The 25,477-nt window shown below is 74.2% G+C and carries 26 protein-coding genes and 1 riboswitch; of the genes, 5 read left to right on the forward strand and 21 right to left on the reverse strand.

The genetic code is table 11. From position 1 onward, the window contains the following. The first annotated feature begins 18 nt into the window (after positions 1–18). Positions 19–1,023: a zinc-binding alcohol dehydrogenase family protein gene (locus O2W14_RS17945; RefSeq protein ID WP_269177485.1), complete on the forward strand. Its 1,005-nt coding sequence runs from the start codon at positions 19–21 to the stop codon at positions 1,021–1,023. A 60-nt stretch (positions 1,024–1,083) separates the two neighbouring features. On the opposite strand, the gene O2W14_RS17950 is transcribed toward O2W14_RS17945, so the two are convergent. The 4 genes from O2W14_RS17950 to O2W14_RS17965 all read right to left on the reverse strand — a co-directional run bounded on the left by O2W14_RS17950 (position 1,084) and on the right by O2W14_RS17965 (position 3,445). Further along, the gene (locus O2W14_RS17950; RefSeq protein WP_269177486.1) at positions 1,084–1,230 is read right to left on the reverse strand and encodes a hypothetical protein; all 147 of its coding nucleotides are present in this window, start codon (positions 1,228–1,230) and stop codon (positions 1,084–1,086) included. 84 nt (positions 1,231–1,314) lie between these two features. Beyond that, positions 1,315–2,283 (reverse strand): TIGR03557 family F420-dependent LLM class oxidoreductase, encoded by a 969-nt coding sequence (locus O2W14_RS17955; RefSeq protein ID WP_269177487.1) that lies wholly within the window; start codon positions 2,281–2,283, stop codon positions 1,315–1,317. 83 nt (positions 2,284–2,366) lie between these two features. Continuing rightward, positions 2,367–2,969, reverse strand: coding sequence for a L,D-transpeptidase family protein (locus O2W14_RS17960; protein ID WP_269177488.1), 603 nt, complete (start codon positions 2,967–2,969; stop codon positions 2,367–2,369). After that, positions 2,966–3,445: an NUDIX domain-containing protein gene (locus O2W14_RS17965; RefSeq protein WP_269177489.1), complete on the reverse strand. Its 480-nt coding sequence runs from the start codon at positions 3,443–3,445 to the stop codon at positions 2,966–2,968. The genes O2W14_RS17960 and O2W14_RS17965 overlap by 4 nt, the downstream gene beginning before the upstream one ends. A gap of 152 nt (positions 3,446–3,597) precedes the next feature. Between O2W14_RS17965 and O2W14_RS17970 the strand changes: the two genes are divergently transcribed. Next, positions 3,598–4,761: an RtcB family protein gene (locus O2W14_RS17970; RefSeq protein WP_269177490.1), complete on the forward strand. Its 1,164-nt coding sequence runs from the start codon at positions 3,598–3,600 to the stop codon at positions 4,759–4,761. A 79-nt stretch (positions 4,762–4,840) separates the two neighbouring features. Here O2W14_RS17970 and O2W14_RS17975 read toward each other — a convergent pair whose 3' ends face one another. After that, entirely contained in the window at positions 4,841–5,590 is a 750-nt protein-coding gene (locus O2W14_RS17975) for a biosynthetic peptidoglycan transglycosylase (protein ID WP_269177491.1), read from the reverse strand. 156 nt (positions 5,591–5,746) lie between these two features. Further along, positions 5,747–7,561: a metallophosphoesterase family protein gene (locus O2W14_RS17980; protein ID WP_269177492.1), complete on the reverse strand. Its 1,815-nt coding sequence runs from the start codon at positions 7,559–7,561 to the stop codon at positions 5,747–5,749. Between the two features lie 196 nt (positions 7,562–7,757). On the opposite strand from O2W14_RS17980, the gene O2W14_RS17985 reads away from it, so the two are divergent. Further along, positions 7,758–8,594: a hypothetical protein gene (locus O2W14_RS17985; RefSeq protein ID WP_269177493.1), complete on the forward strand. Its 837-nt coding sequence runs from the start codon at positions 7,758–7,760 to the stop codon at positions 8,592–8,594. Between the two features lie 70 nt (positions 8,595–8,664). Here the strand turns inward: O2W14_RS17985 and O2W14_RS17990 are convergent, their stop codons facing one another. From O2W14_RS17990 to O2W14_RS18050, 13 genes are all read right to left on the reverse strand, one after another. Next, positions 8,665–9,150 carry a hypothetical protein gene (locus tag O2W14_RS17990; RefSeq protein ID WP_269177494.1) on the reverse strand — a complete coding sequence of 162 codons (486 nt, stop codon included), beginning with the start codon at positions 9,148–9,150 and terminating at the stop codon, positions 8,665–8,667. Between the two features lie 216 nt (positions 9,151–9,366). Next, complete coding sequence (locus O2W14_RS17995; RefSeq protein ID WP_269177495.1) at positions 9,367–10,218, reverse strand: HAD family hydrolase; 852 nt, start codon at positions 10,216–10,218, stop codon at positions 9,367–9,369. Beyond that, the gene (locus O2W14_RS18000) at positions 10,215–11,351 is read right to left on the reverse strand and encodes a cysteine protease StiP family protein (protein WP_269177496.1); all 1,137 of its coding nucleotides are present in this window, start codon (positions 11,349–11,351) and stop codon (positions 10,215–10,217) included. The genes O2W14_RS17995 and O2W14_RS18000 overlap by 4 nt, the downstream gene beginning before the upstream one ends. Then, the gene (locus O2W14_RS18005) at positions 11,348–12,733 is read right to left on the reverse strand and encodes a phosphoribosyltransferase domain-containing protein (RefSeq protein ID WP_269177497.1); all 1,386 of its coding nucleotides are present in this window, start codon (positions 12,731–12,733) and stop codon (positions 11,348–11,350) included. The genes O2W14_RS18000 and O2W14_RS18005 overlap by 4 nt, the downstream gene beginning before the upstream one ends. Beyond that, complete coding sequence (locus O2W14_RS18010; protein ID WP_269177498.1) at positions 12,730–13,884, reverse strand: HpcH/HpaI aldolase/citrate lyase family protein; 1,155 nt, start codon at positions 13,882–13,884, stop codon at positions 12,730–12,732. Before O2W14_RS18010 ends, O2W14_RS18005 begins: the two co-directional genes overlap by 4 nt. A gap of 98 nt (positions 13,885–13,982) precedes the next feature. Next, a complete protein-coding gene (locus tag O2W14_RS18015; RefSeq protein ID WP_269177499.1) occupies positions 13,983–14,954 on the reverse strand; it encodes a hypothetical protein in 972 nt (323 codons plus the stop codon). 214 nt (positions 14,955–15,168) lie between these two features. Then, entirely contained in the window at positions 15,169–15,732 is a 564-nt protein-coding gene (locus O2W14_RS18020; RefSeq protein ID WP_269177500.1) for a TerD family protein, read from the reverse strand. Positions 15,733–15,756: 24 nt separating this feature from the next. Beyond that, positions 15,757–16,245 (reverse strand): hypothetical protein, encoded by a 489-nt coding sequence (locus O2W14_RS18025; protein ID WP_269177501.1) that lies wholly within the window; start codon positions 16,243–16,245, stop codon positions 15,757–15,759. Positions 16,246–16,284: 39 nt separating this feature from the next. Beyond that, a complete protein-coding gene (locus tag O2W14_RS18030) occupies positions 16,285–17,517 on the reverse strand; it encodes a toxic anion resistance protein (protein ID WP_269177502.1) in 1,233 nt (410 codons plus the stop codon). Positions 17,518–17,571: 54 nt separating this feature from the next. Continuing rightward, on the reverse strand, positions 17,572–18,150 hold the full coding sequence (locus tag O2W14_RS18035; RefSeq protein ID WP_269177503.1) for a TerD family protein: 579 nt from the start codon (positions 18,148–18,150) through the stop codon (positions 17,572–17,574). A gap of 90 nt (positions 18,151–18,240) precedes the next feature. Next, the gene (locus tag O2W14_RS18040; protein ID WP_269177504.1) at positions 18,241–18,906 is read right to left on the reverse strand and encodes a TerD family protein; all 666 of its coding nucleotides are present in this window, start codon (positions 18,904–18,906) and stop codon (positions 18,241–18,243) included. 112 nt (positions 18,907–19,018) lie between these two features. Beyond that, on the reverse strand, positions 19,019–19,597 hold the full coding sequence (locus tag O2W14_RS18045; RefSeq protein WP_269177505.1) for a TerD family protein: 579 nt from the start codon (positions 19,595–19,597) through the stop codon (positions 19,019–19,021). Positions 19,598–19,691: 94 nt separating this feature from the next. After that, positions 19,692–20,267: a TerD family protein gene (locus O2W14_RS18050; protein WP_269177506.1), complete on the reverse strand. Its 576-nt coding sequence runs from the start codon at positions 20,265–20,267 to the stop codon at positions 19,692–19,694. A gap of 432 nt (positions 20,268–20,699) precedes the next feature. Continuing rightward, a riboswitch (cyclic di-AMP (ydaO/yuaA leader) is annotated at positions 20,700–20,849 on the forward strand. Between the two features lie 24 nt (positions 20,850–20,873). On the opposite strand from O2W14_RS18050, the gene O2W14_RS18055 reads away from it, so the two are divergent. Next, positions 20,874–21,377: a C40 family peptidase gene (locus tag O2W14_RS18055; RefSeq protein ID WP_269177507.1), complete on the forward strand. Its 504-nt coding sequence runs from the start codon at positions 20,874–20,876 to the stop codon at positions 21,375–21,377. A 58-nt stretch (positions 21,378–21,435) separates the two neighbouring features. Here O2W14_RS18055 and O2W14_RS18060 read toward each other — a convergent pair whose 3' ends face one another. Next, entirely contained in the window at positions 21,436–21,780 is a 345-nt protein-coding gene (locus O2W14_RS18060; RefSeq protein WP_269177508.1) for a nuclear transport factor 2 family protein, read from the reverse strand. Between the two features lie 79 nt (positions 21,781–21,859). Between O2W14_RS18060 and O2W14_RS18065 the strand changes: the two genes are divergently transcribed. Then, complete coding sequence (locus O2W14_RS18065; protein ID WP_269177509.1) at positions 21,860–22,651, forward strand: MerR family transcriptional regulator; 792 nt, start codon at positions 21,860–21,862, stop codon at positions 22,649–22,651. Positions 22,652–22,696: 45 nt separating this feature from the next. On the opposite strand, the gene O2W14_RS18070 is transcribed toward O2W14_RS18065, so the two are convergent. Continuing rightward, complete coding sequence (locus O2W14_RS18070) at positions 22,697–25,426, reverse strand: MGH1-like glycoside hydrolase domain-containing protein (RefSeq protein ID WP_269177510.1); 2,730 nt, start codon at positions 25,424–25,426, stop codon at positions 22,697–22,699. Between the last annotated feature and the right edge of the window lie 51 nt (positions 25,427–25,477).

Genomic DNA, 25,477 nt, shown 5'->3' on the forward strand with positions numbered 1-25,477 from the left:
CGATCTACCGTCGAGGGCATGGACATCCCCACCACGAACCGGGCCGTCGTCGCGACCGCGAGCGGCCCCGTCGACGTCCTCACCGACGTCGAGCTCGACGTCCCCACCCCGGGGCCGCGTGACCTCCTGGTCGAGGTCCGCGCCGTCTCGGTGAACCCCGTCGACGTGAAGCTGCGCGGCGGTGCCCTCCCCGGCGGCGACGGCCCGCAGGTGCTCGGCTACGACGGCGCCGGCGTCGTGCGCGCGGTCGGCGACGAGGTGAGCGCGTACGCCGTCGGCGACGAGGTCTACTACGCCGGCTCCATCTCCCGCCCTGGTTCCGACCAGCAGTTCCAGTTGGTCGACGAGCGGGTCGCCGGGCGCAAGCCGTCCTCGCTGGACTTCGCAGAGGCCGCTGCGCTGCCGCTGACCACCATCACCGCCTGGGAGACCCTGTTCGAACGCTGGCGGCTGACCGCCGACAGCACGGGCACCCTGCTGATCATGGGCGCGGCCGGCGGCGTCGGATCGATCCTGGTGCAGCTCGCCCGGCAGCTCACCGGCCTCACCGTCATCGCCGCGGTCGGCCGTCCGGAGTCCGGTGACTGGGTGCGGGAGCTCGGCGCCCACCACGTCGTCGACCGCACCGCACTGGTCGAGGAGGTCGCGGCGCTGGCCCCGCGTGGGGTCGAGTACGTCTTCAGCCCGTTCTCCGCCGGCATGGTCGAGACCTACACGCAGGTGATGGCGGTGGGCGGCTCTGTCGTGGCGATCGACGAGCCCGAGGGCGTCGACACGCTGCCGCTGAAGTGGAAGAGCCAGGGCTGGCACTGGGAGTTCATGTTCACCCGGGTCCTCCACGACCCGGAGAGCACCGCGCACCGGGAGCTGCTCGACGAGGTGGCCCGGCTGGTCGACGCCGGCACGCTGCGCACGACGCTGACCACCCGGCTCTCGCCGGTCGACGCCGCGAACCTCCAGCAGGCGCACCGGCTGCTGGAGTCCTCGGCCACCATCGGCAAGGTCGTCCTCGCGGCCGGCTGACCCGGTCCGCGCTCGTGCTCTGCCCACCGTGGTGGGCAGAGCACGAGCGTCCCCGGCGCATCAGCGGCGGCCGGTGGTGCCCGTTCCGCCCTTGTTGCGCATCGAGGCGATGGCGGCCTTGATCTTCGCCTGGTTCTGCGGCTTGCGCGCCTCGTCGATGGCCTTCTTGGCCAGGGCGCCCTTGGTGATCGCGCTGAACAGTCCCACGGTGGTCTCCTTCACTCGGAGGACCCGGGCCCGGGCCCGTTCCCGGACCAGTGCCCAGCCGGACCGGTCGTGAACCGGCTCAGGTCAGGACGACGGCGTCAGTCCGCGCACCCGCTCGATGAGCTCGCTCTGGCAGACGGCCAGGAAGCCGTCGGGGTCCGGGCCGGTGTTCTGCAGGACGATGTGGTCGAAGCCGGCGTCGACGTAGGGCTGTGCCTGCTGCACGTGCACGTCGAGGTCCGGGCCCACCGAGAACTGGCCGCGGATGTCGTCGGCGTCCACCGAGCTGCTGGCGGCGTCGAAGTTCACCGGGTTGGGCAGCTCGCTCATCACCGGCCAGCCGGTGAGCGCCCAGCGGCTGGTCTCCAGCGCGGCCTGGACGGCGGCGTCCTCGGTCTGCGCCCAGCTCATCGGCACCTCGGCGTACTTCGGGCCGGTGCCGCCGTGCTCGGCGAAGGCGTCGACGAGCTCCTTCTTCGGCTCGGTGGCGAACAGCCCGCTGCCGTACTTGGCGGCGAGCTTGGAGGCGCCCGGCCCACCGCTGGCGACCGCGATCACCGGCAGCTGCTCGGGGAGGTCCCAGATGCGGGCGTCCTCCAGGGTGAGGTACTTCCCCTCGTAGGACTGGTAGCCGCCCTGCCAGAGCAGGTTGATGATCTCCAGCGCCTCGCGGAGCATGTGGTGCCGGATGCGCACGGCCGGCCAGGCGGCGCCCACGACGTGCTCGTTGAGCCGCTCACCCGAGCCGATGCCCAGGGTGAAGCGGTTGTCGGACAGGATCTGGGTGGTCGCCGCCGCCTGGGCGATGACCGCCGGGTGGTACCGGATGATCGGCGCGGTCACGCCGGTGGCCAGCCCGATGCGCGAGGTCTGCGCCGCCATCGCGCCGAGCATGGTCCAGGTGAAGCCGCTGTGGCCCTGCTCCTCCAGCCACGGGTGGAAGTGGTCGGACAGCTCGATGAAGTCGAACCCGGCCTCCTCCGCGGCGACCGCCTGCGCGACGACCTCCTTGGGCCCGAAGGCCTCGGTGGCGATCTTGTAGCCGACCTGCATGGTGGGTCCCCTCGTCGTCCGGTGCGTCTCCCCGGCCGGTGCCCGACCGGTCGCACGCAGAAACCGTCCGGTGCCGCCGACGGTCAGCCGACCCCGATGAAGACCAGCGGCCGGGCGTCGGGCCGCAGCCACCGCAGCAGCGCCGTCAGGCTGGCCCGGTCGACGGCCACGCACCCGGCGGTGGGCGCCCCGTCCGTGACGTGCAGGAAGAAGGCCGACCCGGCACCCGGCACGCCCTCGCGGTTGTGGTCGATGACGACGGCGAGGTCGTACACCGCCCCGTGGGCCGCCAGGTGCTCCCCCGCGGACTCCCGGAAGGAGCAGGTGCCCGGCGCGCACCGGGTGTGCCGGTTGTACAGCCGGCTGGCGGGGTCCGACACCCACCAGTCGTGGTCGTCGAGCACGCGGTAGGGCAGCGCGGTGCCAGGGTCGGGCAGCCGGCCGAAGGCCTCGGTGAGGGTGTACGTGCCCGCCGGCGTGCGCCGGGAGCCCTCCACGACCGCCCCGACGCCGGCCGAGCCCAGCCGGGCCGGCACCGGGCCCAGCACCGGGGTCCACCCGGTGTCGCCCCGCTCCCAGGCGGTCAGCCGGCCCGTGGTGGCCGTGGCCGCGGGGGCCACCACCGTGACCAGCTGCGTGGAACCCGCGGTCCCGACCCCGGACGGCAGGCCCGCGTCCCCGGTCACCTGCCGGGGTGTGCGGCCAGCGCGGCGAGCAGCCGGTCGAGGAACGGCGCCTGGCCCTTGACCAGCTTCTCCCGGGCCTGCTCGACCGGCAGCCAGGCCGAGCGGTCGATCTCCGGGTACTCCTGCACCCGCCCCGACCGCGGCGGCCACTCCAGCTGGAAGGTGTTGCTGCGGGTCGCGGTGGCGTCCAGGTCGCCCTGCACGGCCCAGATGGTGACCAGCTTGCTGCTGGAGGTGCGCAACTCCCCCAGCTCAAGGAGCTCCCCGGCCGGCACCGGCGAGCCCATCTCCTCGGCGAACTCGCGCCGGGCGACGTCCAGCAGCTCCTCCCCCGGCAGCGACTCGCCCTTGGGGATCGACCAGGCCCCGGCGTCCCGGCGGGCCCAGAACGGCCCGCCCATGTGCCCGACCAGCACCTCCAGGACCCCGCCGGTGAACCGGTAGAGCAGGATCCCGGCGGCCTTCCTGGTCGGCATCCCGTCAGCGTGCCACGACGGCCGCCGGGTAATGCACGTGCGGTCCCGGACGGCGGCGCGTTGACTGCACCGGCCGCGCGGCGCCAGCACCGACCGGCCGGGACGACGTCCGCACGTCGTCCCGGCCGGTCAGGACGACGAGAGAAGGGACCATGGAGAAGATCAACGGACGCCTGCTGAACTGGGCGTCCATCCTCGAGCCGAACACCCGGGAGCAGGCCGAGCGCACGGCGGCGATGCCGTTCGTGTACCCGCACCTGGCGCTGATGCCCGACGCGCACCTGGGCAAGGGCGCGACCGTCGGGTCGGTGATCCCGACCGAGGGCGCGATCATCCCGGCCGCCGTCGGGGTGGACATCGGCTGCGGGATGATGGCCGTGCGCACCCAGTTCACCGCAGACGACCTCGCCGGCCGCCCGCTCGACGTGCTGCACGGGCAGATCTCCCGCTCGATCCCGCTGTCGGCCGGGGGCCGCAACTCCCACGTCCGGGACACCGCCGCGGCGCGGGTCGAGGAGCTGCGCGCCCTGCCCGGGGTCGAGCAGGCCGACTCGGCGGTGGGCCACTGGCCGCAGCAGCTGGGCTCGCTGGGCTCGGGCAACCACTTCATCGAGGTGTCGCTGGACGAGACCGACCAGGTGTGGCTGTTCCTGCACTCCGGCTCCCGGGGCGTGGGCAACAAGCTGGCCCAGCGGCACATCCGGCGGGCCCAGGAGCTGTGCCGCCAGCGGTTCATCGAGCTCTCCGACCCCGACCTCGCCTACCTCGTCGAGGGCGACCCGGAGTTCGACGCCTACATCGAGGCGCTGAACTGGGCGCAGCGGTTCGCCTTCCTCAACCGCGAGGAGATGATGGACCGCGTCGTCGAGCAGACCGGGCGGTTCCTGCACGCCGACGTCCAGCGGCTGGAGACGGTCAACTCCCACCACAACTACACCGAGCGGGAGCGGCACTTCGGGCGGCAGGTGTGGCTGACCCGCAAGGGCGCCATCTCCGCCCGGCCCGGGCAGCTCGGGCTCATCCCCGGCTCGATGGGGACCGCGTCCTACGTGGTGGCCGGCCGGGGCAACGTCCCGGCGCTGATGTCGGCGCCGCACGGCGCGGGCCGCAACCACTCGCGCAACGCGGCCCGGCGGCTGTTCACCCGGGCCGACCTGGAGCAGCGGATGACCGGCATCGCCTGGGGGCACTCCGACGCGTTCCTCGACGAGCACCCCGACGCGTACAAACCGATCGACCAGGTCATGGCCGACGCCGCAGACCTGGTCGAGGTCCGGCACACCCTGCGCCAGGTGGTCAACGTCAAGGGCGACTGAAAGGACCCCGTCGCCCCCCACCGCTCGCGAGCTCGCGGCGGGCCCCTGCGACGGGGCCAGGCGACGAGGCCGCCGGCGCTCAGCCGGCGACCAGGCCCCAGTCGTCGTCGGCGACGTCGTCGGCCTGGCCCCGCGTCAGGTCGCCGACGTCGACGAGCCGGTCCAGCACGTGCGCCTGGCGCGCGCGGGCGCGCTCGGGGTGCACCAGCGGGTCGTAGGCGGTCGGGGCCTGGAACAGCCCGGCCAGCAGCGAGGCCTGCGCCCAGGTCAGCTCGTCGGGGTCGACCCCGAAGTAGCCCTGGGTGGCGGCGGTCAGGCCGTGGAACCCGTGACCGTAGTAGCCGTCGTCCAGGTACATCTCGAGCAGTTCGGTCTTGCTGTACGCCCCGTCGAGCTTGAGGGCCAGGACGACGGCCTCGGCCTTCTGCGCCGGGCCGTTGCGCCCCTCGAGGTAGAGGTTCTTGGCCAGCTGCTGGGACAGCGTCGACCCGCCCTCGTCGGTGCCGGTGACCAGCCCGCGGAAGGAACGGACGACGCCGGTCGGGCTGATGCCGGGGTTGGTGTGGAAGCTGCTGTCCTCGGTGGCGACCAGCGCCTGGAGCAGCTCCGGCGCCGGCGCGACGGTCAGCGCCGGCGACTGGTGCTCCATGAGGAAGGCGGTGACCCGCTCCTGGGCGTCGTCGACCGAGGGGGTGGTCACCCAGCCCACCCCGAGCGCCAGCGCCAGCAGGGTGAGCACGGCGACGAGCACCCGGCGGAGCGCCCTCCCCAGGCGCCGGCGCGGCACCGGCTGGCTCACCTCCGGGCTGTCCAGCAGGTCCAGCGCCATCGACGTCCTCTTCCCGGTCCCGCACCGCCCCGGACCGGGGCACACGTCCAGGATCAGGGCAGCAGTCGATCGTGTGATCGCCCTGGGGAGTGACTTCGGGGCGGCTGCGGGTCCACCCCGGGGAGGGGTGCCGGTCATCCCGCGGCGGGAGGCAGGTCAGCTGCCCGGCCAGGGCTCCTCGGGGCCGACCCCGAGCTCCGGGCCGCACACCCGGTCCGGGGCGACGTCCTGCGGCCGGAAGTACAGCGTCGAGGCGGTGACGTCGTCGCCGAACGCCTGCGGGGTGGTCACGTCCTCGGGGGCGCCGCCGAGGGTGGGTGCGGCCGACGCGATGGAGAAGCGCACCACCCGGGTGAACTGGCAGTCCGCCGCCACCGACTCGATGCTGAACTCGATCGGCGGCCGCTCGGTGCCGCGCACGAGGTTGTCCAGCCCGCCGGCGCCGGTGGACCCCTCGACCAGGTCGATCGTGGCGTCGCCGGCCTGCACGTCGGCGCTGTCGTTCTGGGCGTGCACGTGGCCGGAGACGGTCTGCCGGACGCGGTCGGGCAGCACCTCGCGCAGCTCCTCGGCGGCGACCGGCTCGTGGATGGCGAACAGGTCGATCGGGGGCGCCTCGGCCGGCACGTCGCCGGTCGGCGCGGCGGCCGAGGACGAGGGGGCAGCCGAGGCGGCCGACGACCGGGTGGACGACGTGGCCGCGGCGTCCTCCTCCGGCGGGCCGACCGCGGTGCGCACCGTCTCCCGTTGCAGCGGCTCGACCACCGAGGCGTCGTCGGCGCCCCACGGCCCGGCCGCGCCGTAGACCCGGGGGTCGGACAGCCCGGCGATGGTCAGCCCGAAGGCGTCGACCACCCCGGCGGTGACCTGGTAGCCGCCCCCGCCCAGCGTCGTCTTGGTGCCCAGCACGGTGACCCCGGGGATGCCCGACATCACCTGCGCGGTCGCCGGCGAGTCGTGGTTGCCGGCGATCCACAGCATCGGGGTGGTGGAGGTCAGCGCCTCGACGGCGTCCAGGTAGGCCGAGGTGAGCTCGGCGGCGGTGCCGAACGCGCTCTCGTCCCCGGCGTTGACGATCAGGTCGACGCCGTAGTTGGCCGCGTACCGGGCCACCAGCGGGTAGTTCGCGGCCAGGTGCATGTCGGAGATGACCATGATCTGCAGCGCCGTCTCCGGCGTCTGGGCGTCCTCGATCTGCGCCTGCAGGGCGGCCTGGATGCCCACGACCGAGCCGAGCACGTCGAAGGCCTTGGACTGCTGGGAGTAGTAGGCGCTCAGCTCGCTGGGGAACAGCTGCGCGGCGGCCAGCGTGCCGGTGAGCCGGGACTCCCGGACCCAGTTCGGGTTGTAGCTCAGCGCCCCGTAGGCGGCCACGGCCAGCACGACCAGGGCGGCCGTGGCGGCCTGGCGGAACCGCCGCCGCAGCTCGCCGGCCCGGCGCGGCCACCCGCGCAGGTACCGCACCGACATGTTCACCGCTGCCGCGATGGCCAGACCGACGGCCAGGCCGAGCAGGAACTCCGCCACCAGCCAGCCGATGATCGTCGGCGCCTGATCGGTCAGGTCGGCCTGCAGCCGCTGCACGAAGCTGGGGACGTCGCCGCCGGCCAGCTTGGTCAGCGCCAGGACGTCGACGTCCTCGGGGCTGATGTGCACCCCGAAGGGCACGCCGCTGACCGTGGGGAACTCCCAGCTGCCCAGCGTCGTGTCCGCGCTCAACCCGGGCCGGGAGAACAGCGAGCCCTGCACCTCGAACGGCACGCCCTGCACGGTCGCGTGGTACGGGAAGGCCTGCAGCACCGCCGCCGCGCAGACCAGCGGCAGCGCGATCCGCAGCACCCAGCGCACCAGCAGGTGCAGCGCCGCGGCGGCCAGGTCACCGGCCCGGCGGGCGCCGTGCTCCAGCCGCTGCCGGCGGGTCGCCGGGAACGGCAGCGGCAGCTGCGGGGCGTCGTGCCGGGTGTGCGCCATCGCCTCCATCATCCCGTGCGGGACCGCCCGGCCGGACCGGGCACGGGAGTGGTCCCGGCGACACCCGCCCGCCGGCGGCAGCCCCTCCGGGTGGATCGTGGGTCCGCCCTCTCGGGCCCGGTGACGATCCGTGGGACGCTGTGAGGTGACCGACGACGACGCACTCGCCGACTCGTCGCCGACGAACGGGTCTCCCTTGGCACTGATCACCTGCCCCACCTGCGATTCCGAGGACATCAACGGCACGCCGCAGCCGGACAGCCGGCTGCTGATCCACTGCAACGACTGCGGCAACGAGTGGCTGCGCGGTGAGGCCCGGCGCGACCCGGCCCGCCCCGCCGTCCAGACGTCGGAGTCCCTGCACGCGACGTTCCCCACCGCCGCCGACGTGCGCCCCGAGGTCCGGGAGCGGGTGATGCTGCTGACGTCGGAGTTCCTGATGGAGCGGCCCGAGCCCGACCCCGACGTGGCCCCCTACCGGGAGCGCTACGCCGCGCTGTTCACCCGTGAGGGCCTGTCGTCGGCCACCTCCGAGCAGCTGCTGCACTTCGCGAACTCCACGACCGTGGCCGACCCGGGCAACATCTCCGGGTTCAACCGGGCGTGGAAGACCGCCGGCCCGGACAAGGCCGCGACCCAGGTGCGCGCCACCATCGAGTACCTGCTGTTCGGCCCGGAGAGCCTCAAGCTCGAGGACCGGATGACCCACCTGGTCGACGGCACCAAGAAGGGGCTGGGCTTCCCCTCCTTCAAGGAGTCGCTGCTGACCAAGGTGCTGTGCGTCGTCGAGCCCGAGCGCTTCCTGCCGATCGTGAAGTACACCGCTGCAGCCGGTGGCAAGAAGGAGCTGGTCAAGGCCGTCTTCGAGCTGGACCTGCCGCCGGTGGAGAAGTCGGCGTGGACGGTCGGGCGGCTGGCGGTCTGGAGCAACGACCTGCTGCGGTCGCTGGTCGGCAACGAGCTGCCCGACCTGCAGGAGGCCGCCCGCTTCCTGCAGTGGGCGAAGACACAGCCGGTGCTGTCCCGCAGCTGATCCCCGGCACGACGACGAACGCCCCGCCCCGGTCACCCGGGAGCGGGGCGTTCGTCGTGGTGCGGGTGGGTCAGTCGCCGCTGTAGGCGCTGACGCCGAAGTGCTGGTCGCCGTTGTCGTCCTCCTGGACGAGCACGGTGGCGGCCTGGCCGCCCACGATGACCGCGCAGGTGTCACCGGTGCAGTCGATCGTCTCGACCTGCAGGTCCTGCCCGGACAGGAAGCTCGTCACGGCGGCCTCGGTGTCGGCGTTCGCCTCGTCCCGCTGGTCGCGGTAGAGCACGACCGCGGCGATGGCCAGGGCGGCCACGATGACCACCAGCAGCGCCGAGATCAGCGCGTTGGTGTTGCGGGCGACCCAGCCGGGCTCGCCGGCGTCGGGGGTGCCGTCACCGATGCTGCCCTGGGTCGTGCCGGGGCCGGTCGCGTCGGGGAACGTGGTGCCGGTGGCCTGGGTGCCGTCCGGGGTGCCCACGGACGTGGCGCCGCCGGGGGTCTGCGGGAGGGGTCCGGCCGAGCCGTGCTCGGTGGGGTGGGTGCTGCCGTCGGTGCTCATCGGGTGCGTGCCTCGCTCGGGAGTGGTCGGACGCCGCGTGGTCCGCGGCAGGGCTGTGTGCTGGGTGGCGTGGGGGCTGGGTCTGCGTGCCGGAGCCGGCCCGGCGGGGCGCGCCGCGGGCAGCGGGCGCGGGCACCGGCGGCCACGACACTGCCACAACGGTGCCACGTCCCGGCCGGGCTCTGCGGTCCGCGGCCCGGTGCACCGGGCCGCGGGCTACCCGGTGGCCGTGCGAGCGCGGGGCGCCACGCCCTCGGTGTGCGCGGCGAACCAGGCCACGATCTCCTCCCCGGCGGCCGCTCCGGTGCTGGTCAGCGGCTCGACCCACGGCGCGGACCAGCCGCTGGCGGCGATCTCGCCGTGCCCGGGGTGCACGCCGCGGTCGGCGGCGGCGAGCAGGTCGACGTCCAGCAGGGAGTCACCGGCGGCCAGGACGACGTCGGCGTCGACCCGGCGGGCCACCTCCAGGGCCGCCGCGGACTTCCGCAGCGGCTGGGGCACCAGGTAGACCTTGCGGCCCTGCAGCGACACCGACCAGCCGCCGGCCTCCGCCCAGGCGGTGAGCCGCTCGACGGCGCCGGCGGGGACGGCCGGCCGGTCGACGACCACGTAGCAGAACAGGTCGGCCGCGACCCGGGGCTGCCCGGCCCACTCCGGGCGGCAGAGGTCGGTCAGCTCGGCCAGCGCCGCGGCCAGCGGCGCGACCCCGGCCACCTCGCGCGCGACCCGGCGGTCCCAGGCGGGGTCCGGGACACCGTCGACCAGCAGGACGCCGCCGTTCGCGGCGACCGCGTACCGGGGTGGCGGGCCGGGCAGCCGCACCCGGGCCAGCTGCTCCGGGGTGCGGGTGGTGACCGGGACGACGACCTGCGCCCGGGCGAGCTCGGCCAGCGCGGCGGCGGCGGGGCGGGTCATGAAGGAGATGTCCCGGTCCCGATGGCGCTCGACGGCGACCAACCCGGCGGTGCCCGGCCCGTCGGGGTCGACGACCAGGCCCCCGGACGGCGCGGCGGCGGCGGAGTAGATGAGCGTGCGGTCCAGGTCGCTGGCGACGAGCGTGCCGGTCACGTGTCCCTCCCGAGGGGGCGGATGAGGCCGACGCAGGCGTAGGCCATGTCCTCGACCAGCTCCACCGCGGCCCCGCGCTGCTCGGCCAGCAGCAGCACGTGGCCCAGGTCGGGCACGGCGTCCCGGCGGACCAGCACCTTCTCCGGCACCCGGCGCAGCAGCACCCGGGTGGTCTCCCCCACGCCCGGCTTGACCAGGTTCAGGTCCGGGACGCCGTGCTCGGCGGCCAGGCGCTGCACGGTCGCCCAGCCCGACCAGGTCGGCGTGCGGTCGGCGGCCCGCAGGCCCGGCAGGTCGGCGGCCACCTGGTCCGCGACCGCGGCGAAGGAGCCGCTGACGGTGTCCAGGAACCGCGCGGAGACGTCGGCCGGGGCGAGGTCGGCGTAGGACTTCGCGCCGTGGAACTGGCCGGGTGCGATCAGCCGGTCGGTGAGCACGGTGCGCGAGACCAGGCCGGAGACCGTGGAGTTCAGGCACGCCGAGGCGATGAGGAAGTCCCGTCGGGTGCCGAACAGCGGCGTGCAGGACCCGGGGTCGGCGAGCACCGCGAGGTCGGCCGGGAAGCCCCGCCCGGCCGGCAGCGCGGCGTTGGCCCGGGCCACCGAGGCGGTGAGCTCGCGGGTGATCGCGCCCTTGCCGGTCCAGCCGTCGACGAACACCACGTCCCGCGGGTCGTGGGTGGCGGCCAGCCAGGCCAGCGCGACCTGGTCGATGCCGCGCCCGCGCAGGATCGAGAGCGCCGCGTGCGGCAGGTCCAGGCCGTGGGCGGCCCGGGCCCAGCGGCGCATCAGGATGCCCACCGGGGTGCCGGCCCGGGCCAGCGACACCAGCACCGGCGGTCGCGCCCGCTCGCTGAGCACCAGCTCGGTGACCAGCCCGACGGCGTGCGCGAGGGTCCCGGCGGAGGCGGTGAGCGCCCGGTCGAACAGCTGCTGGTAGTCCGGCCCCGGCTGGTACTCGACCGGCAGCGACTCCGAGTAGTGCGCCGCCCCGGACTGCACGGCCTCCTCGCGCTCCTCGACCGGCGCCTCCAGGTCGGCCCCGGAGAGGTCGGTCAGCAGCCAGCTGACCTCCTCGGCGCGGTAGGAGCCGAACGCCGGCCCGTGCAGCGGCGAGGGCAGCGGGGCGGTCACCGGGTGCCCGGGCGGGCGCTGGGCACGGTGAACACGGTGACCGGCCCCGCGACGACCGCGGCCAGCCGGGCCCGCAGCGCGGCGTCCCGGCCGGTGCTGGCGTCGTCGACGACCAGCAGGGCCGCGTCGAACGGGGTGCCGCCGGCGGGCGGTGCGACGTTGTAGGCGAACCGCGGCCCCGGCCCGTCGGCCGGGGCGTCGTGCGCGGGGAAGGTGAGCGCGGTGCGGATCGCGCAGCCGGGCTCGTCGACCGGGACCACCGGGGAGCGCGTGGTGCTGGAGAACAACACCTCCACGCCGTCGTCGGCCAGCAGCGTGGCGAGCTCGGCGGCCAGCCGGGTGGGCAGGTACATGAGCTCCTCGGTGCCGAGCACCAGCAGCCGCTCCCCCGCCGTCCGGGGCAGGCCGGGCCGGAGCTGCCGAGCCACGGCGGCCACCGCGGCGTCGAAGGCGGGGCGCTCGGCGTCGGTGAAGCCGTGCCGCCCGCCGTCGCGGACACCGTCGGGCCAGCCGGTCGCCGCCCGTCCCTCGACCGGGCGGGTCGCGGCGGTCACCGGTGGCCGGCCGTGCTGCGCCACCAGGGCGCCGCCGCGGGCCAGCGCGTCGGCGGGCAGCGCGACCTCCCCGGTGACCAGCGCGACCACCTCGACCTGCACGCCGGTGCGGTCGGCGAAGGCGGCCAGCGCGGCACGGTCGGCCGCCGTGCGGAGGTCGACGAGCGCGGCGACGAGGTACCGCTGCCGCGGGGCGACCGCCTGGAGGGCGCGGACCGTGTCCATGACCGTGGCGCCGGTGGACAGCTCGTCGTCGACCAGCACCAGCGGGCGGGGGCCGGCCAGCAGCGCGGCGTCCTCGGGCAGCAGCAGGTGGCTGGTGGCGTGGGAGTGCGACTCCTCGAACGCCCCCACCGGGGTCACCCCGGGCACCGGCCGCCGGGTGGAGTGCAGGTACGGGGCGCGGAGCTGGTCGGCCACCGAGTGCCCCAGGCCGGTGGCGGTCTCGGCGTAGCCGAGCACCAGCGCGTCGTCTTCCGCGCCGGGCAGGTGCACGTCGAGGGCGGCCAGCAGCCGGGACGACGCCGTGCCGTCACCGCGCAGTGCCGCGGCGACCAGCGCGCCGCCGTCCTCGGCGAGGCCGGTGGGCACGCCGGTGAGCCGGTCGGCGACGAGGGCGCCGAGCAGCCGGCCGGCGCCGTGGACGAGCCGCGGGTCGGTCGGCACGTGCTTGCCCAGCACCCGGCTGACCAGCAGGTGCGCCCGCCGCGGGTTGCGGCGCAGCGCCATGCCGACGAGGTCCTCGGCGACCAGGCCACCGACGCCGGCGGTGGTGCGGAGCCGGGCGCCGAGCCGGTCGGCGGTCCACTGCCCGCTCCAGACCGTCACAGGGCGGCGCCCAGCAGGTCGACGAAGGAGGTCGTCGGGTGCGCGACGCCGAAGACCTGGGCCCGCCGCAGGGTCCGCTGTGCCCAGGCGGTGTGCGGCTTGGACTCGTTCATCTTGTTGCGGAACGCCGAGGCGGCCACCCCGCCGGCGGCGCCGGTGCCCAGGACCGCGACGGCGTCGCTGTGCTCCTCGTGCGTGACCACCGACAGCGCGTGGACGGCGGCGACGTGCGAGGGGTGGATGACGGTCTTGCCGCTGAGCCCGTTGGCCCGGTCCAGGACCACCTCGCGGATCAGGCCGTCGAGGTCGCGGCGGAGGATCTCGGTGCGCAGCGCGCGCTCCTGGTGCTCGTCGAACGGGGTCTGCCGGAGCTGGGGCTTGAACAGCCGCTCGGGGCTGGAGAAGTACTCCCACACCGCCCCGGTGATCACGTGGCCGGTGCCGTCGGCCCGGCCGAGGACGTTGACGATGTCGGCGATGGTGTCGGCCAGCACCCGGACGTCGTAGACGGTGAGCTCGCGGCTGCGCCGCAGGCCGTAGGTCGCCGACAGGTCGGTGGCGCCGATGCGCACCGCGAGCACGTGCTCCCGGTGGGCGGCGAGCAGGTCGCGGATGCCCAGCAGCGCCGCCGCCCGGGTCTCCAGGTGGGCGACCTCCGGTGACTCCACCACCGGCATCACCCGCAGCAGCCGGCCGGTGCGCTCGCTGGCCGCGACCACCTCGGCCAGGAACGCCGGGCCGGTGGTCGCGGTGAACTTGGGCAGCACGAAGCCGGTGAGGACGCCGAGGTCACTGCCCAGCCCGGCCACGATCGCCGGCACCTGCTCCGGGGACCGCACCCGGATGAACAGCAGCGGCCCGTCGGGTGCGGTGGCGGCGAGCTCGTGCAGCTGGGCGACGACGTTCCGCTCGGCCACGGGGACGTCGGCGTCGGCGATCGCGTCCTCCAGGCACAGCACGGCGCTGAGCACACCGGCGGCCCGGTTGCGGGCGACGTCCTTGGCCAGCGCGGGCCGGGTGGCCGGGCTGTAGAGGGTGGCGCCGAGGGCCGTGCCCAGCACGGCCGCGTCGTCGTCGGCGGTGAAGGGCTGGGGCGGCAGGGCGAACAGCCGCGCCTCGTCCGCGCCGGTCAGGTTGTCGAAGTGGCGCATGAGGACCTCGGGAGGGAGACCACCGTTGCTGGGTGGCGGACGGGACGGGCCAGCGGACGTCGGTGCAGCGCGAGCTCAGCAGGCTGCCCCCGGCGGGGTCACAGCACCGGGGTGGCGCCGTCGGCCCAGGTGATCCGGTCGTAGCCGTAGGCGGCGGCCACCTCCCGGACGGCGCCGGTCACCAGCTCGCCCTCGGCGCGCAGCACGAACTCGCCGTCGATCGCGTACAGCGACAGCGCCGCGACCGGCCCGGCGTGCCGCCCGAGGTCCAGCGGCACCTCGACCCGCGCGCCGCCGAAGGTGGTGACCCGCAGCGTGCCGCCCCAGTCGAGCTCGCGGCCGGACTCGGAGAAGACGTACACCAGCAGCCGGCGCAGCACCCGTGTCTGGCGGAGGTCGACCGTCAGCTTCTCGTGGGCGCCGCGGGCCCCGGTGACGACCGGCCGGCGGGAGTGTGGCGGTGCGGTGCCGAGGCCGGTGGCCAGCTGGACGACGCCGGAGGTGCCGTCGGCGAGGGCGTACAGCGCCCCGACCCGGACGTCGCCGACCGCCGCGGACACGATCGCCTCGACCGTCAGCGTGCCGATGCCGGACTGCACCCGGCTCAGGGTCACCGTCGGGTCCCGGCGGGTGAGGATGACCCGGCCGCCCGGGGCCAGCCGGGGCACCGCGCGGCGGGCCGGCGGCGCGGCCGCGGCGGGCGTGCGCACCGGCGCCGGGGCTGCGGCCGGCGGGCTCACCGGCGTGGGGCCGAGGTCCAGCGGGTCGGACGCGCGCGGGCCGGCGACCGGCGCGGGAGCGGCAGCCGGGCCGGAGAGGTCCAGCGGGTCCCCGAGGTCGAGCGAGGACGACGGACGGCGAGCCGCGGCCGGCGGCGCTGCGGGGGTCGCGGCTGCCGCCGGCGGGGCTGCGGCCGGCGGGCCGGAGAGGTCCAGCGGCGAGGACAGGTCCAGCGACGGTGCCGGGGCGCGGCGGGCAGGGGCGGGCGTGGACAGGTCCAGCCCGGACGACGGCTCCGACAGGTCCAGCCCTGCCGCCGACGACCGCGCGGGCGGCGACGGCTCGGACACGTCCAGCCCGCTCGACCGGGACGGCGACGACGGCTCGGAGAGGTCCAGCCCACTCGACCGGGCGGGTGGCCGAGCGGGGGTGGCTGCAGGCCGCGGCGGCTCGGGTGCGGCGGCGGTCCCCGGGACCGGACGCAGGGTGCGGTGCCGCAGCCAGCCCAGGTCCGGCCGCGGCGGGGCGGACGCCGGCGGCTGGCCGATCACGGCCGGCCCCCGGTCACAGCGGCAGCCCGTAGTCGGCGGCGATCCCGGCGATCCCACTGGTGTAGCCCGCGCCCAGCACCCGGAACTTCCAGTCCCGCTGGTGCCGGTAGACCTCACCGAGCACCAGCGCGGTCTCCCCCGACAGCACGCCGGCCAGGTTCTCCGAGCGCACCAGCTCCCGGCTGCCTGCCGCCTCGCGCACCACGACGGTGAGCTCGCGCAGCTGCCCGAGCGTGCGCCGCTGCGCCGTCCCGTCGTTGAGGTACAGCACCACGACCAGTCGGTTGACCTCGGCCGGGACGCCCGCCAGGTCGATCTCCACCTGCTCGTCGTCGCCGGCCAGGGCGGTCTCCAGCTGGGCGACCGACTCCTCCGGGGATGCGAGCTGGTTGAAGAACACGACGTGCTCCGGGGACAGCGCCTTGCTGTCGGCGTCGCAGAGCACGGTGGCCAGCACCAGGTTGTCCTGCAGCAGCCGCTCGGCCCCGGCGTTCCAGGAGACGCCGACGAGGATCCGGGTCAGCCCCGGGATCTCGCGGGTCAGCGCCACGTTGGCGCCGCGGCTCATCGCCGGCATCAGGAGTCCTTCACAGGTCGGTGTTCACAGGTCGAGGTCGGATCGGGAGAACTTGGTGCGCAGGAAGCTGCCCTGGGTCATCAGCGCGTCGACGTCGGAGTGCTGGGCGGCGTCGCGCACGGCCAGCGCGGAGCTCTCCAGTGCCTCTAGCTGCTCCAGCAGCGACTCCGCCGGGGTGCGGCCGCTGGCCCGCGGGGTGTCGACGAGGTCGGGGTCGACAGCCAGGTAGCTGCGCACCGTGGTGGGCAGGTAGTCCGTCGCCGTCGCCTTCACCGAGATCGCCGCGTAGACGTCCAGGGGCCGCACGTCGGCGCCGTCGACGACATCACGGAGGGCGTCGGTGACCCGCCGCGCGGTGACCACCGCAGACAGCGGCAGCCGGCCGGCGGAGGAGTTGACCAGCCGGTCGACCGTGGTGAGCGCCGCCCGCAGCGCCGCTGGGCCGTCCTCGGGCTCGGGGTCGAGGGCGGCGACGACGCGGGCTGCGGCCTCAGGCCGCTTGAACCACGCCACCGCCACCCCTCCCCCCGGTCACCGCGCCCGACACCGTGCTCACCCGCCGGTGATCTCGTTCCGGCGGGTGCGCTCCAGGTAGGGCTGCGCCCGCTGGATCTGGCCCTCGAGCGCCTGCACGGTCGCCGCCATCGAGTCCACGGCCTGCGCGCGGAAGGTGTCCACGGCGTCCATGGTGGCGAAGACGTTGTCGAAGGCGGCCTGCAGCTTGGCCACGTCGATGGTCGACGACGCCGCCTGCTGGTTGATCGCCCCGCCCTGGATGCGCAGCTGTTCCGACGTGGACTCGATCAGGTTCCCCGTCACGGTGTTCAGCGCGTTGATCTGGTCGAGCACCAGCTTCTGCCGGCTCAGCGCCTGGGACACGATGACCGCCGTGCGGAGTGCGGCGATCGTGGTGGTCTGCGCCCGGTCGACGCCGCGGATGAGCTCCAGGTTGTTGCGCCGGATGAGGTCCAGGGCCATGTACCCCTGCACCGCGACCGCCATCTGGGTCTGGATGTCCTGCCGGCGCTGGCGCACCGGGAACAGCGCGTCGGACCGCACCGTGTTCGCGTCCTCGGTGCGGCCGGCGACCTCGAGCTCGGCGACCCGCTGCTCGAGGGCGGCGTCGAGGGCGGCGGCGAGCTCGTTGTACTCCCGCAGCTTGCCCATCAGCGCCCACATGTTGGCCTTCTCGGTCTCGATGGCCGCGTTGTCCTTGCGCAGCTCGTCCTGACCGCTGTCCAGCGCCTTGATGATCGAGTCCAGGTGCGACTGCGCCGACTGGTACTTGGCGAAGTACCGGTCGACCTTGTCACCGCCCGGGATCCACTTGAGCACCTTCTTGACCCCGGTCAGGTCGGCCCGGTTGGGGTCCAGGTCGGTGACCGTGGTGCGCAGGTCGACCAGGGTGTTGGAGACCCGGGTCTGGGCGTCGGCGCCCTTGACGGCGCCCTTGCCCATCGCCGCGGCGGGGCGCTCCAGCATGCGGTTGGACACCGCCGCCGAGGAGCGCATCTCCTTGTCGCCCATGTTCGTGATGGACGCGACCTTCTCGGCGAACGCCGGCGACCTGGAGTCCAGCGACACCAGGTCGGCGACGAAGGCCTCGGCCCGGCTGCGCAGCGCGACCGCCTTTTCGTCCTCGATCGGGACGGCACCGGCGGCCGCCTCGGGGGCGACGACGACGACCGGGGCCGGCGGGGCGAGCACCAGCGCGCCCGCGGCCGGGGCGGCCGCCGGGGTGGTCGTCGGGGTGCCCGACGACGCGCTGAGGTCCAGTTCGGACACGGGGTTCCTCCTGCGGATCGGTCGGGGGCTACAACGGTGGGTCGGGTGGGCGGGTCAGAGCGCGCTGGACACGGCGGGCATGAGGTCCCGGAACGTGCGCCCGGACGCCGGCACACCGAGCGCGGTCATCGACCAACCGGCGCCGTCACGGGTCACCCGGGCCATGATCTGCGCGTTGTGCGAGCCGGAGCCGGTGAGCTCGAAGCGGGCGATCTCGGTCTCCGTGGTCTCGTCGATCAGCCGGCAGAAGGCGTTGGCGATGGAGGAGAAGTCCTGCCCGGTGAAGGAGTTCACCGTGAACACGACGTTGGTGACCGAGGCGGGCACGCGGGACAGGTCGACCTGGATCGCCTCGTCGTCACCGTCGCCGGCGCCGGTGCGGTTGTCCCCGGTGTGCAGGACCGAGCCGTCGGAGCTGCGCAGCTGCCGGAACCAGACCTGGTCGACGAGGTTGCCGCCGGCGTCCAGCAGCAGGGCGGAGGCGTCGAGGTCGACGCTCTGGGCCTTCCCGCCGCCGAAGAAGCCCTTCTTCTTGACCGCGTCCCAGCCCAGGCCCATGCGGACGCGGGTCAGCGAGCCGCCGTCCCGCTTGGACAGGGAGACCTTCTGGCCCTTGCTCAGGTTGACGCTCATCTGTGCCACTCCTTCGTGGTGGTGTGCGGTGCAGGTCGGGGTCCGGCCGGTCAGACGTACGGAGGGGCGCCCGGGGTTCCCGGGGCCCGCTCACTTGCGGCCCACGCCCCAGCGGATGCCCCAGTCGTAGGCCGCGTCGAGCTGGGCCTGGGTGCCGTCGACGTAGCGGACCTCGCGGCGGACGGCGAGGTCACCGCCGCTGGGGGTGAGCAGGGCGATGGCGCAGGTGCGGGCGCCGTCGCGGGGCTCGTCGAGGTGCACCTCGATCGAGGGGCCGGACACCGGCGTGAGGGTGACCAGGCCGTCGGCCGCGGCCCAGTTGGCCGAGCCCTTGTAGATGTAGGCGAACACGAGCACCCGCCGGATGGCGGCGGACTGGGCCAGGTCGACGTGCAGGTTCTCCCCCGCCGCGTTGCCGCCGGACCGGTCGTCGCCGTCGAGCCAGATGGTCGGCGAGCCGGCCCCCGGCGCGGTGACCGAGAAGGCGTTGCCCAGCGCCTGGACGACGCCCTTGCGCCCGTCGGTGAGCTCGTACAGGCAGCCCAGGTCCAGGTCGACGTCCGGCTCGCGCTTGCGCAGGAACCCGCCGCCCGCCGGCCGCGACGTCCAGTTCAGGTTGACCCGCAGCACCCCGCCGCCACCGCCGGACTTGGTCAGCGACACGGTGGGTGAGGCCTTGGTCAGCGTCACCTTCCGCGGTGCCGCCGCCTCGGGTGCGGCCTGCTGCTGCGGTCGCTTGGTGTAGTCGATCGGCACTCGGTGTCCCTCCGCCGTCCAGGCGCTGGTGCGCCGCTCCCCGCAGGCGCGGTGCGCGCGCGGCCCATCCAACCAACCACCGCGCCCCGCTGTGCGGGTGCGGCGCCGGGGCTCACCCGACGTTGACGCCGAACTCCGTGGCGATGCCGGCCAGACCGGACTGGTAGCCCTGCCCCACCGCCCGGAACTTCCACTCGGCACCGCGCCGGTACACCTCGCCGAAGATCATCGCCGTCTCGGTGGAGGCGTCCTCGGACAGGTCGTAGCGGGCGAGCTCGACCCCGTCGTCGGCGTTGACCACCCGGATGAAGGCGTTGCGCACCTGACCGAAGGACTGCCGCCGGGCGTCGGCCTCGTAGACGGACACCGCGAAGACGATCTTGTCGACCTCGGCAGGCACCTGGGCCAGCCCGACCCGGATCACCTCGTCGTCGCCGTCGCCGAGGCCGGTGGTGTTGTCCCCGGTGTGCTCGACCGAGCCGTCGGGCGAGACCAGGTTGTTGAAGAACACGAAGTGCTCGTCGGACAGCACCCGGCCCACGCTGGTGACCAGCAGCGCCGAGGCGTCCAGGTCGAACGCCGAGCCGGACGTCGTCCGGGCGTCCCAGCCCAAGCCCACCACGACAGCGGTGAGACCGGGGGCCTCCTTGGTCAGCGAGACGTTGCCGCCCTTGGCGAGGCTGACGCCCATGACGGGGCTCCTAACAGGCCGGAGGGAGCCGGCGGCGGGTGCCCGCCGCCGGCCCGTGCTGCCGCCCACGCCCCACCGGGCGCGGCCGGGGAGGTCAGACGTTGATGCCGAAGTCGCGGGCGATCCCGCCGAGGCCGGCCGAGTAGCCCTGGCCCACGGCGCGGAACTTCCAGTCGCTGCCGTTGCGGTAGAGCTCGCCGAAGACCATCGCGGTCTCGGTGGAGGCGTCCTCGGAGAGGTCGTAGCGGGCGATCTCGCGGTTGTCGGCGGCGTTGATGACGCGGATGAAGGCGTTGCGCACCTGCCCGAAGCTCTGCCCGCGCTCGTCGGCCTCGTAGACCGAGACCGGGAAGACGACCCGGTCCAGGGTGGCCGGGGCGCCGGCGAGGTCGACCTTGATCTGCTCGTCGTCGCCGCCGCCCTCACCGGTGAGGTTGTCGCCGGTGTGCTCGATGGCGCCGTCGGGGCTGCGCAGGTTGTTGAAGAAGACGAAGTACTCGTCGGCCGGGGCCTTGCCGTCGGCGCCCAGGCCGATCGCGGAGGCGTCGAGGTCGAAGGGCTTGCCGTCGGTCGTCCGGGCGTCCCAGCCCAGGCCGACGATCACCGTCTTCAACCCGGGGGCCTCCTTGGTGAGTGAGACGTTCCCGCCCTTGCTGAGGCTGACTGCCACCTGGATCTCCTCTGATCGGTTCGCGGGCCGCTCCGACACCTGCCGACCCGGCTGTCTCCGCCCCGATACTAGGCAGCCCAGCTGTACGGGAGCTGGGCGTTCACCCGCTCCGGGTGACACGCACAGCGCACGGGCAGACCACCCACAGCAGCGTGAACGACCGGTGACTGTACGTTTCCGGCACGCGATGACCAGAAAAGTGTGTTCTCGACCCGTGTGGGCGCCGCGCCGCCGGGTTGCCGGCAACCCGGCGGAGAGCGGCCCAGGTCAGTCACGGCGAGTCGTGCGCCCATGGCGTGGCGTGGTCGTCCGGCGGCCGTCCACAGCCGCCGTCCGCGGCTGTGCGAGCACCGCAGGAGCGACTTAGGTTCGCCGCACCCGCTCGGTTCCACCTGTCGCCGACCCCGGCGACGAGCCGGCGGGCACCGCCGAACCGGGCGGTCGCCTGAGTCGGCGTCCTCCCGGGCCGGGGACCCATCGCAGTTCTGGGGTGAAGCGCGACCGGCACGCAGGTGCCGCAGCGCCGGGCGAGTTCCCCGCCCGAACCCGTCAGCTAACTCGGTAGGCGGTTGCGGAGAACCAGGAGAAACGTCGTCCGTGACGACCATGCGCACTGCCTCGTCCCGTCGTTCCACCCGCGGGGCGGCTCTCGCCCTGCTCACCGGCGCGGGCGTCCTGCTCGCCCCCGTCGCCGCCCAGGCGGCTGCTCCCCCCGGCGCACCCGTGGTGTCGGCCCCCAGCCAGGTCGTCGCGCCCAACGGTGCCGCCCAGCGGATCGTCGACACCGCCCTGTCGATGCAGGGCACCCCCTACGTCTGGGGCGGCGCCACCCCGCAGGGCTTCGACTGCTCCGGGCTCGTCAAGTACGCCGCGGCGTCCGCCGGCATCTCGGTGCCGCGCACCTCGCGGGCACAGTCGACCGCGGGCACCTACGTCTCCCGGGCCGACCTGCGCCCCGGTGACCTGGTGTTCTTCTACAGCCCGGTCAGCCACGTGGGCATCTACCTCGGCGGCGGCAAGATGGTGCACGCCCCGACGCGCGGTGACGTCGTGCGGATCGCCGACGTCGACCGCATGTCGGGCTACAACACCGCCCGCCGCATCGCCTGACCTCCGCTGACGGGGTCCCAGCGCGCCAGGAGTGGCGCGCTGGGACTCCACCGGCGCCTCAGGGGGCGATGGTCAGGACGGCGATGCGGTCGCCCCGCAGCGTGAAGCGGTACCGCAGGTCGACGACGCCGCCGGGGAAGTCGCCCTCCAGGTGGCTGGTGACCACCCAGTGCTCGTCGTCCAGACGCTCGGCGCCGGTCAACTCGGTGGTGAAGGTGTACTCGGCGGACGACGTCCCCAGCCAGCGGCGGACCTCGTCGGTGCCGCGGTGGGTCAGCCCCTCGTCGGTCACCTCCGCGTCTGCGGTGAAGGCCGCGAGGGCGGCGCCGGTGTCCCGGGCCTCGTGCGCGGTCAGGTAGGTGCGCACGGTCGTGGGCAGGTCGGTGAGCTCGGTGTCGGTCATGTCCTGCACCGTGCGCCGTCCCGCCGGGAGCAGGTCAAGCCCTCGACCTTCCCCGGGGGAGAGGGTGCACAGTGCCGGGGTGCTCACGATCGGCGAGTTCGCCCGGCTGACCCACCTCAGCGTCCGCACGCTGCGGCGCTACCACGACGCCGGGCTGCTGGAGCCGGCGCGCGTCGACCCCGCCAGCGGCTACCGGTACTACACCGTTGAGCAGATCCCGACCGCGCAGGTGATCCACCGGCTGCGGGAGCTCGACGTCCCGCTCGCCGACGTCCGGCGCATCCTCGACTCCCCCGACCCGCAGGCCCGCGGCAGGCTCGTCGCCGAGCACCTGCGCCGGCTGGAGGCCGAGCTGGACCGCACCCGGGCGGCGGTGGCCTCGCTGCGCCGACTGCTGGACCCCGCCCCGGCCGCCCTGGACGTCGAGCTGCGCCGGGTGCCGGCGACCGAGGTGGCCGCGGTCGCGGCCGAGGTCGCGCTGACCGACGTCCTGAGCTGGTACGCCGGCGCCGTGGCCGAACTGGACGCCGCCGTGCCCGAGCCGACCGGGCCGCCCGGCGGGCTGTACGACGACGCGCTGTTCACCGCCGGCCGCGGGCACGTCGTGGTGCACCGCCCGACGGCGGAGCCGGTGCGCGCGGGCCGGGTGCGCCCGATGACCCTGCCCGCGGTCGAGCTGGCGGTGGCCACGCACGTCGGCGCCCACGACGACATCGACGTCACCTACGGCGAGCTGGGCACCTGGGTGGTCGGGCAGACCCTCGCCGTCGCCGGCCCGGTGCGCGAGACCTACCTGGTCGGCCCGCGCGACACCCCCGACCCGGCCGCCTGGCGCACCGAGATCGGCTGGCCGGTCTTCCGCGTGGGCTGACGGAGTCCCAGCGCGCCAGGAACGCACCGCTGGGACTCCATCAGCTCAGCCGGCCCAGCGGGGGTCGGGTGGGAGCCGGGGGTTGAGCAGGTGGGCGACCAGCGCCGTCCAGCCGGTCTGGTGGGTCGCACCCAGGCCCTCGCCGGTGTCGCCGTCGAAGAACTCGCTGAACGTCGGGTGCTCGCGCCACAGCGGTGAGTCGCTGGCCTCGATCCGGTCGCCGTCGGCCGGCCGCTTGCCGTCGACGGGGCGGAACAGCCGGGTGAGGCTGGAGTCGATGAGGTCGGCGGCGTCGACCAGCGTGCAGTGGTTGCCCGACCCGGTGGGGATCTCGATGGTGAACGTGTCGCCGTAGTGCCGGCCCAGCGTGCGCAGCTTGTCGGCCAGCAGCACGTTGACCGGGAACCACACCGGCCCGCGCCAGTTGGAGTTGCCGCCGAACAGGCCGGTGCGCGACTCCCCCGGCTCGTACTCGATGGAGGCGTCGCGGCCGCCGACCTTGGCGATCACCTGCCCGGTGGACTTCGACAGCGAGCGGATGCCAAACGGGGAGAGGAACTCCTCGGTGTCGAACATCCGCTGCAGGATCCGGGCGAGCCGGTCCTTGTCCACCAGGGACAGCAGGATCTTGCGGCCCTCGACCGCCGACCGGCTGCGCAGCGGGCCCATCAGCTGCGGACGGCGCTTCTGCAGCCACCGCACCCGCTCGGCGACGTCGGGCACCTGGGTGCTCACCCAGGCCGGGACGTCGGTGGCGCCCAGGATCGGCAGCAGCCCGACCATCGAGCGCACCCGCAGCGGCTCCGCCGTCCCGTCCGGGGCGACCAGCACGTCGTAGAAGAAGCCGTCGTCCTCGTGCCAGAGCTTGACCTCCTGCGACCCGAAGGCGTTCATCGCCTCGGCGATGGCCAGGAAGTGCTCGAAGAACTTGGTGGCGACGCCGTCCCAGGCCTGGTTGCCGCGGGACAGCTCGAGGGCGATCTTGAGCATCTGCTGGCAGTAGAACGCCATCCAGCTCGTCGCGTCGGACTGCTCCAGCCGGTAGCCCGGCGGCAGCGGCGCGGACCGGTCGAACAGCGCGATGTTGTCCATGCCGAGGAAGCCGCCCTCGAACACGTTGGACCCGTCGGCGTCCTTGCGGTTGACCCACCAGGAGAAGTTCAGCAGCAGCTTGGTGAACACCCGGATGAGGAACGCGCGGTCGCGGTAGCCGTCGATCCGGTAGACGTGCCAGGCGGCCCAGGCGTGCACCGGCGGGTTGACGTCACCGAAGGCCCACTCGTAGGCCGGCAGCTGGCCGTTGGGGTGCATCGCCCACTCGCGGCACATCAGCACGAGCTGTTCCTTGGCGAAGTCGGGGTCGACGTGCGCCAGCGGCAGGGTGTGGAAGGCGGTGTCCCACGCGGCGAACCACGGGTACTCCCACTCGTCGGGCATGGAGATGACGTCGGCCAGCGCCAGGTGCCGCCAGGTGGTGTTCCGCCCGCCCTTCCCGCGCCGGGACTCCGGCGCCGGGACGTCGGGGTCGCCGTCCAGCCACTGCGCTACGTCGAAGCGGTACAGCTGCTTGGTCCACAGCAGCCCGGCGTAGGCGCGGCGGGCGACGTGCCGGTCGTCGGCGGACAGGCCGGGGTGGATGACGTTGGCGTAGAAGTCGTCGGCTTCGCAGGACCGCGCCCGCAGCACCCGGTTGAACTCGGCGCCGAACATCTCCGCATCGGGCTCGGCCGTGCGCAGCCGCAGCTTCACCGTCACGGTCTCCCCCGGCGCGACGGCGTCCCAGGAGTACCAGAACGCGGCCTTGGTGCCGGTGTCGGCCGGGTTGACCGCGGACTTCTCGCCGTTGACGACGCGGCGGTTGATGCCGTCCTTGGGGTACCGGGAGGCGTTGCGCCGCGCGCCGAACAGCGAGACGGCGTTGGTCTCGTTGTCGCAGAACAGCACCTCGGGGGTGCCCTCGGCGGTCAGCACGTACCGGCCCAGGTAGCCGTGCTCGGCCTCGACGGCCTCCACGCCGTTGACCGTGAGCGTGGGCGCGAGCAGCTGGGTCAGCGTGCCCTGGCGCTTGTCGTGGCCCCAGGACCAGGTGTTGCGGAACCAGACCTGCGGCAGCAGGTGCAGCGGGGCGGCGTCCGGGCCGTGGTTGGTGGCGCTGACGACGATGCACACGTCGTCCGGGGCGTTCTTGGCGTAGGTGACCTGGACGTCGAAGAACCGGTCCTCGTCCAGGACGCCGGTGTCGGAGAGCTCGTACTCCCGCTCCAGGCGGGTGCGCTCGGCGTTCTCCCGGCGCAGCTCCGCGTAGGGGTACTCGGCCTGCGGGTAGCGGTAGAGCCACTGCATCCAGGAGTGCGTCGGGGTGCCGTCGACGGCCCACCAGTGCTCCTTGGCGTCCTCGCCGTGGTTGCCCTCGGCGTTGGTCAGCCCGAAGAGCCGCTCCTTGAGGACGGGGTCCTTGCCGTTCCACATCGCGACGGAGAAGTTGAGGAACCCGTAGCGGTCGCAGATGCCGCCCAGCCCGTCCTCGCCCCAGCGGTAGGCGCGGGCCACGGCGTGGTCGAAGGGGAAGGACGCCCAGGCGTCACCGTCGGCGGAGTAGTCCTCGCGGACGGTCCCCCACTGGCGCCCGGCCAGGTAGGGACCCCACATGCGCCAGGGCGCGGACATGTCGGAGGACTCGGCGAGACGGGCGTGCTCGGCGGAGCGAGGGGTGTCGGCGTCCTGCGGACCGGGAGGGCTCGTGGACTCGTCGTACCCGTAGGTGGCGGCAGACACGACCTCCAGCCTGCCATGGCGCGGCCTCCGCCCCCGGGTGGACCGGGCGGG

The sequence above is a fragment of the Modestobacter sp. VKM Ac-2986 genome (genome assembly GCF_026967795.1).
Taxonomy (GTDB): Bacteria; Actinomycetota; Actinomycetes; order Mycobacteriales; family Geodermatophilaceae; genus Modestobacter.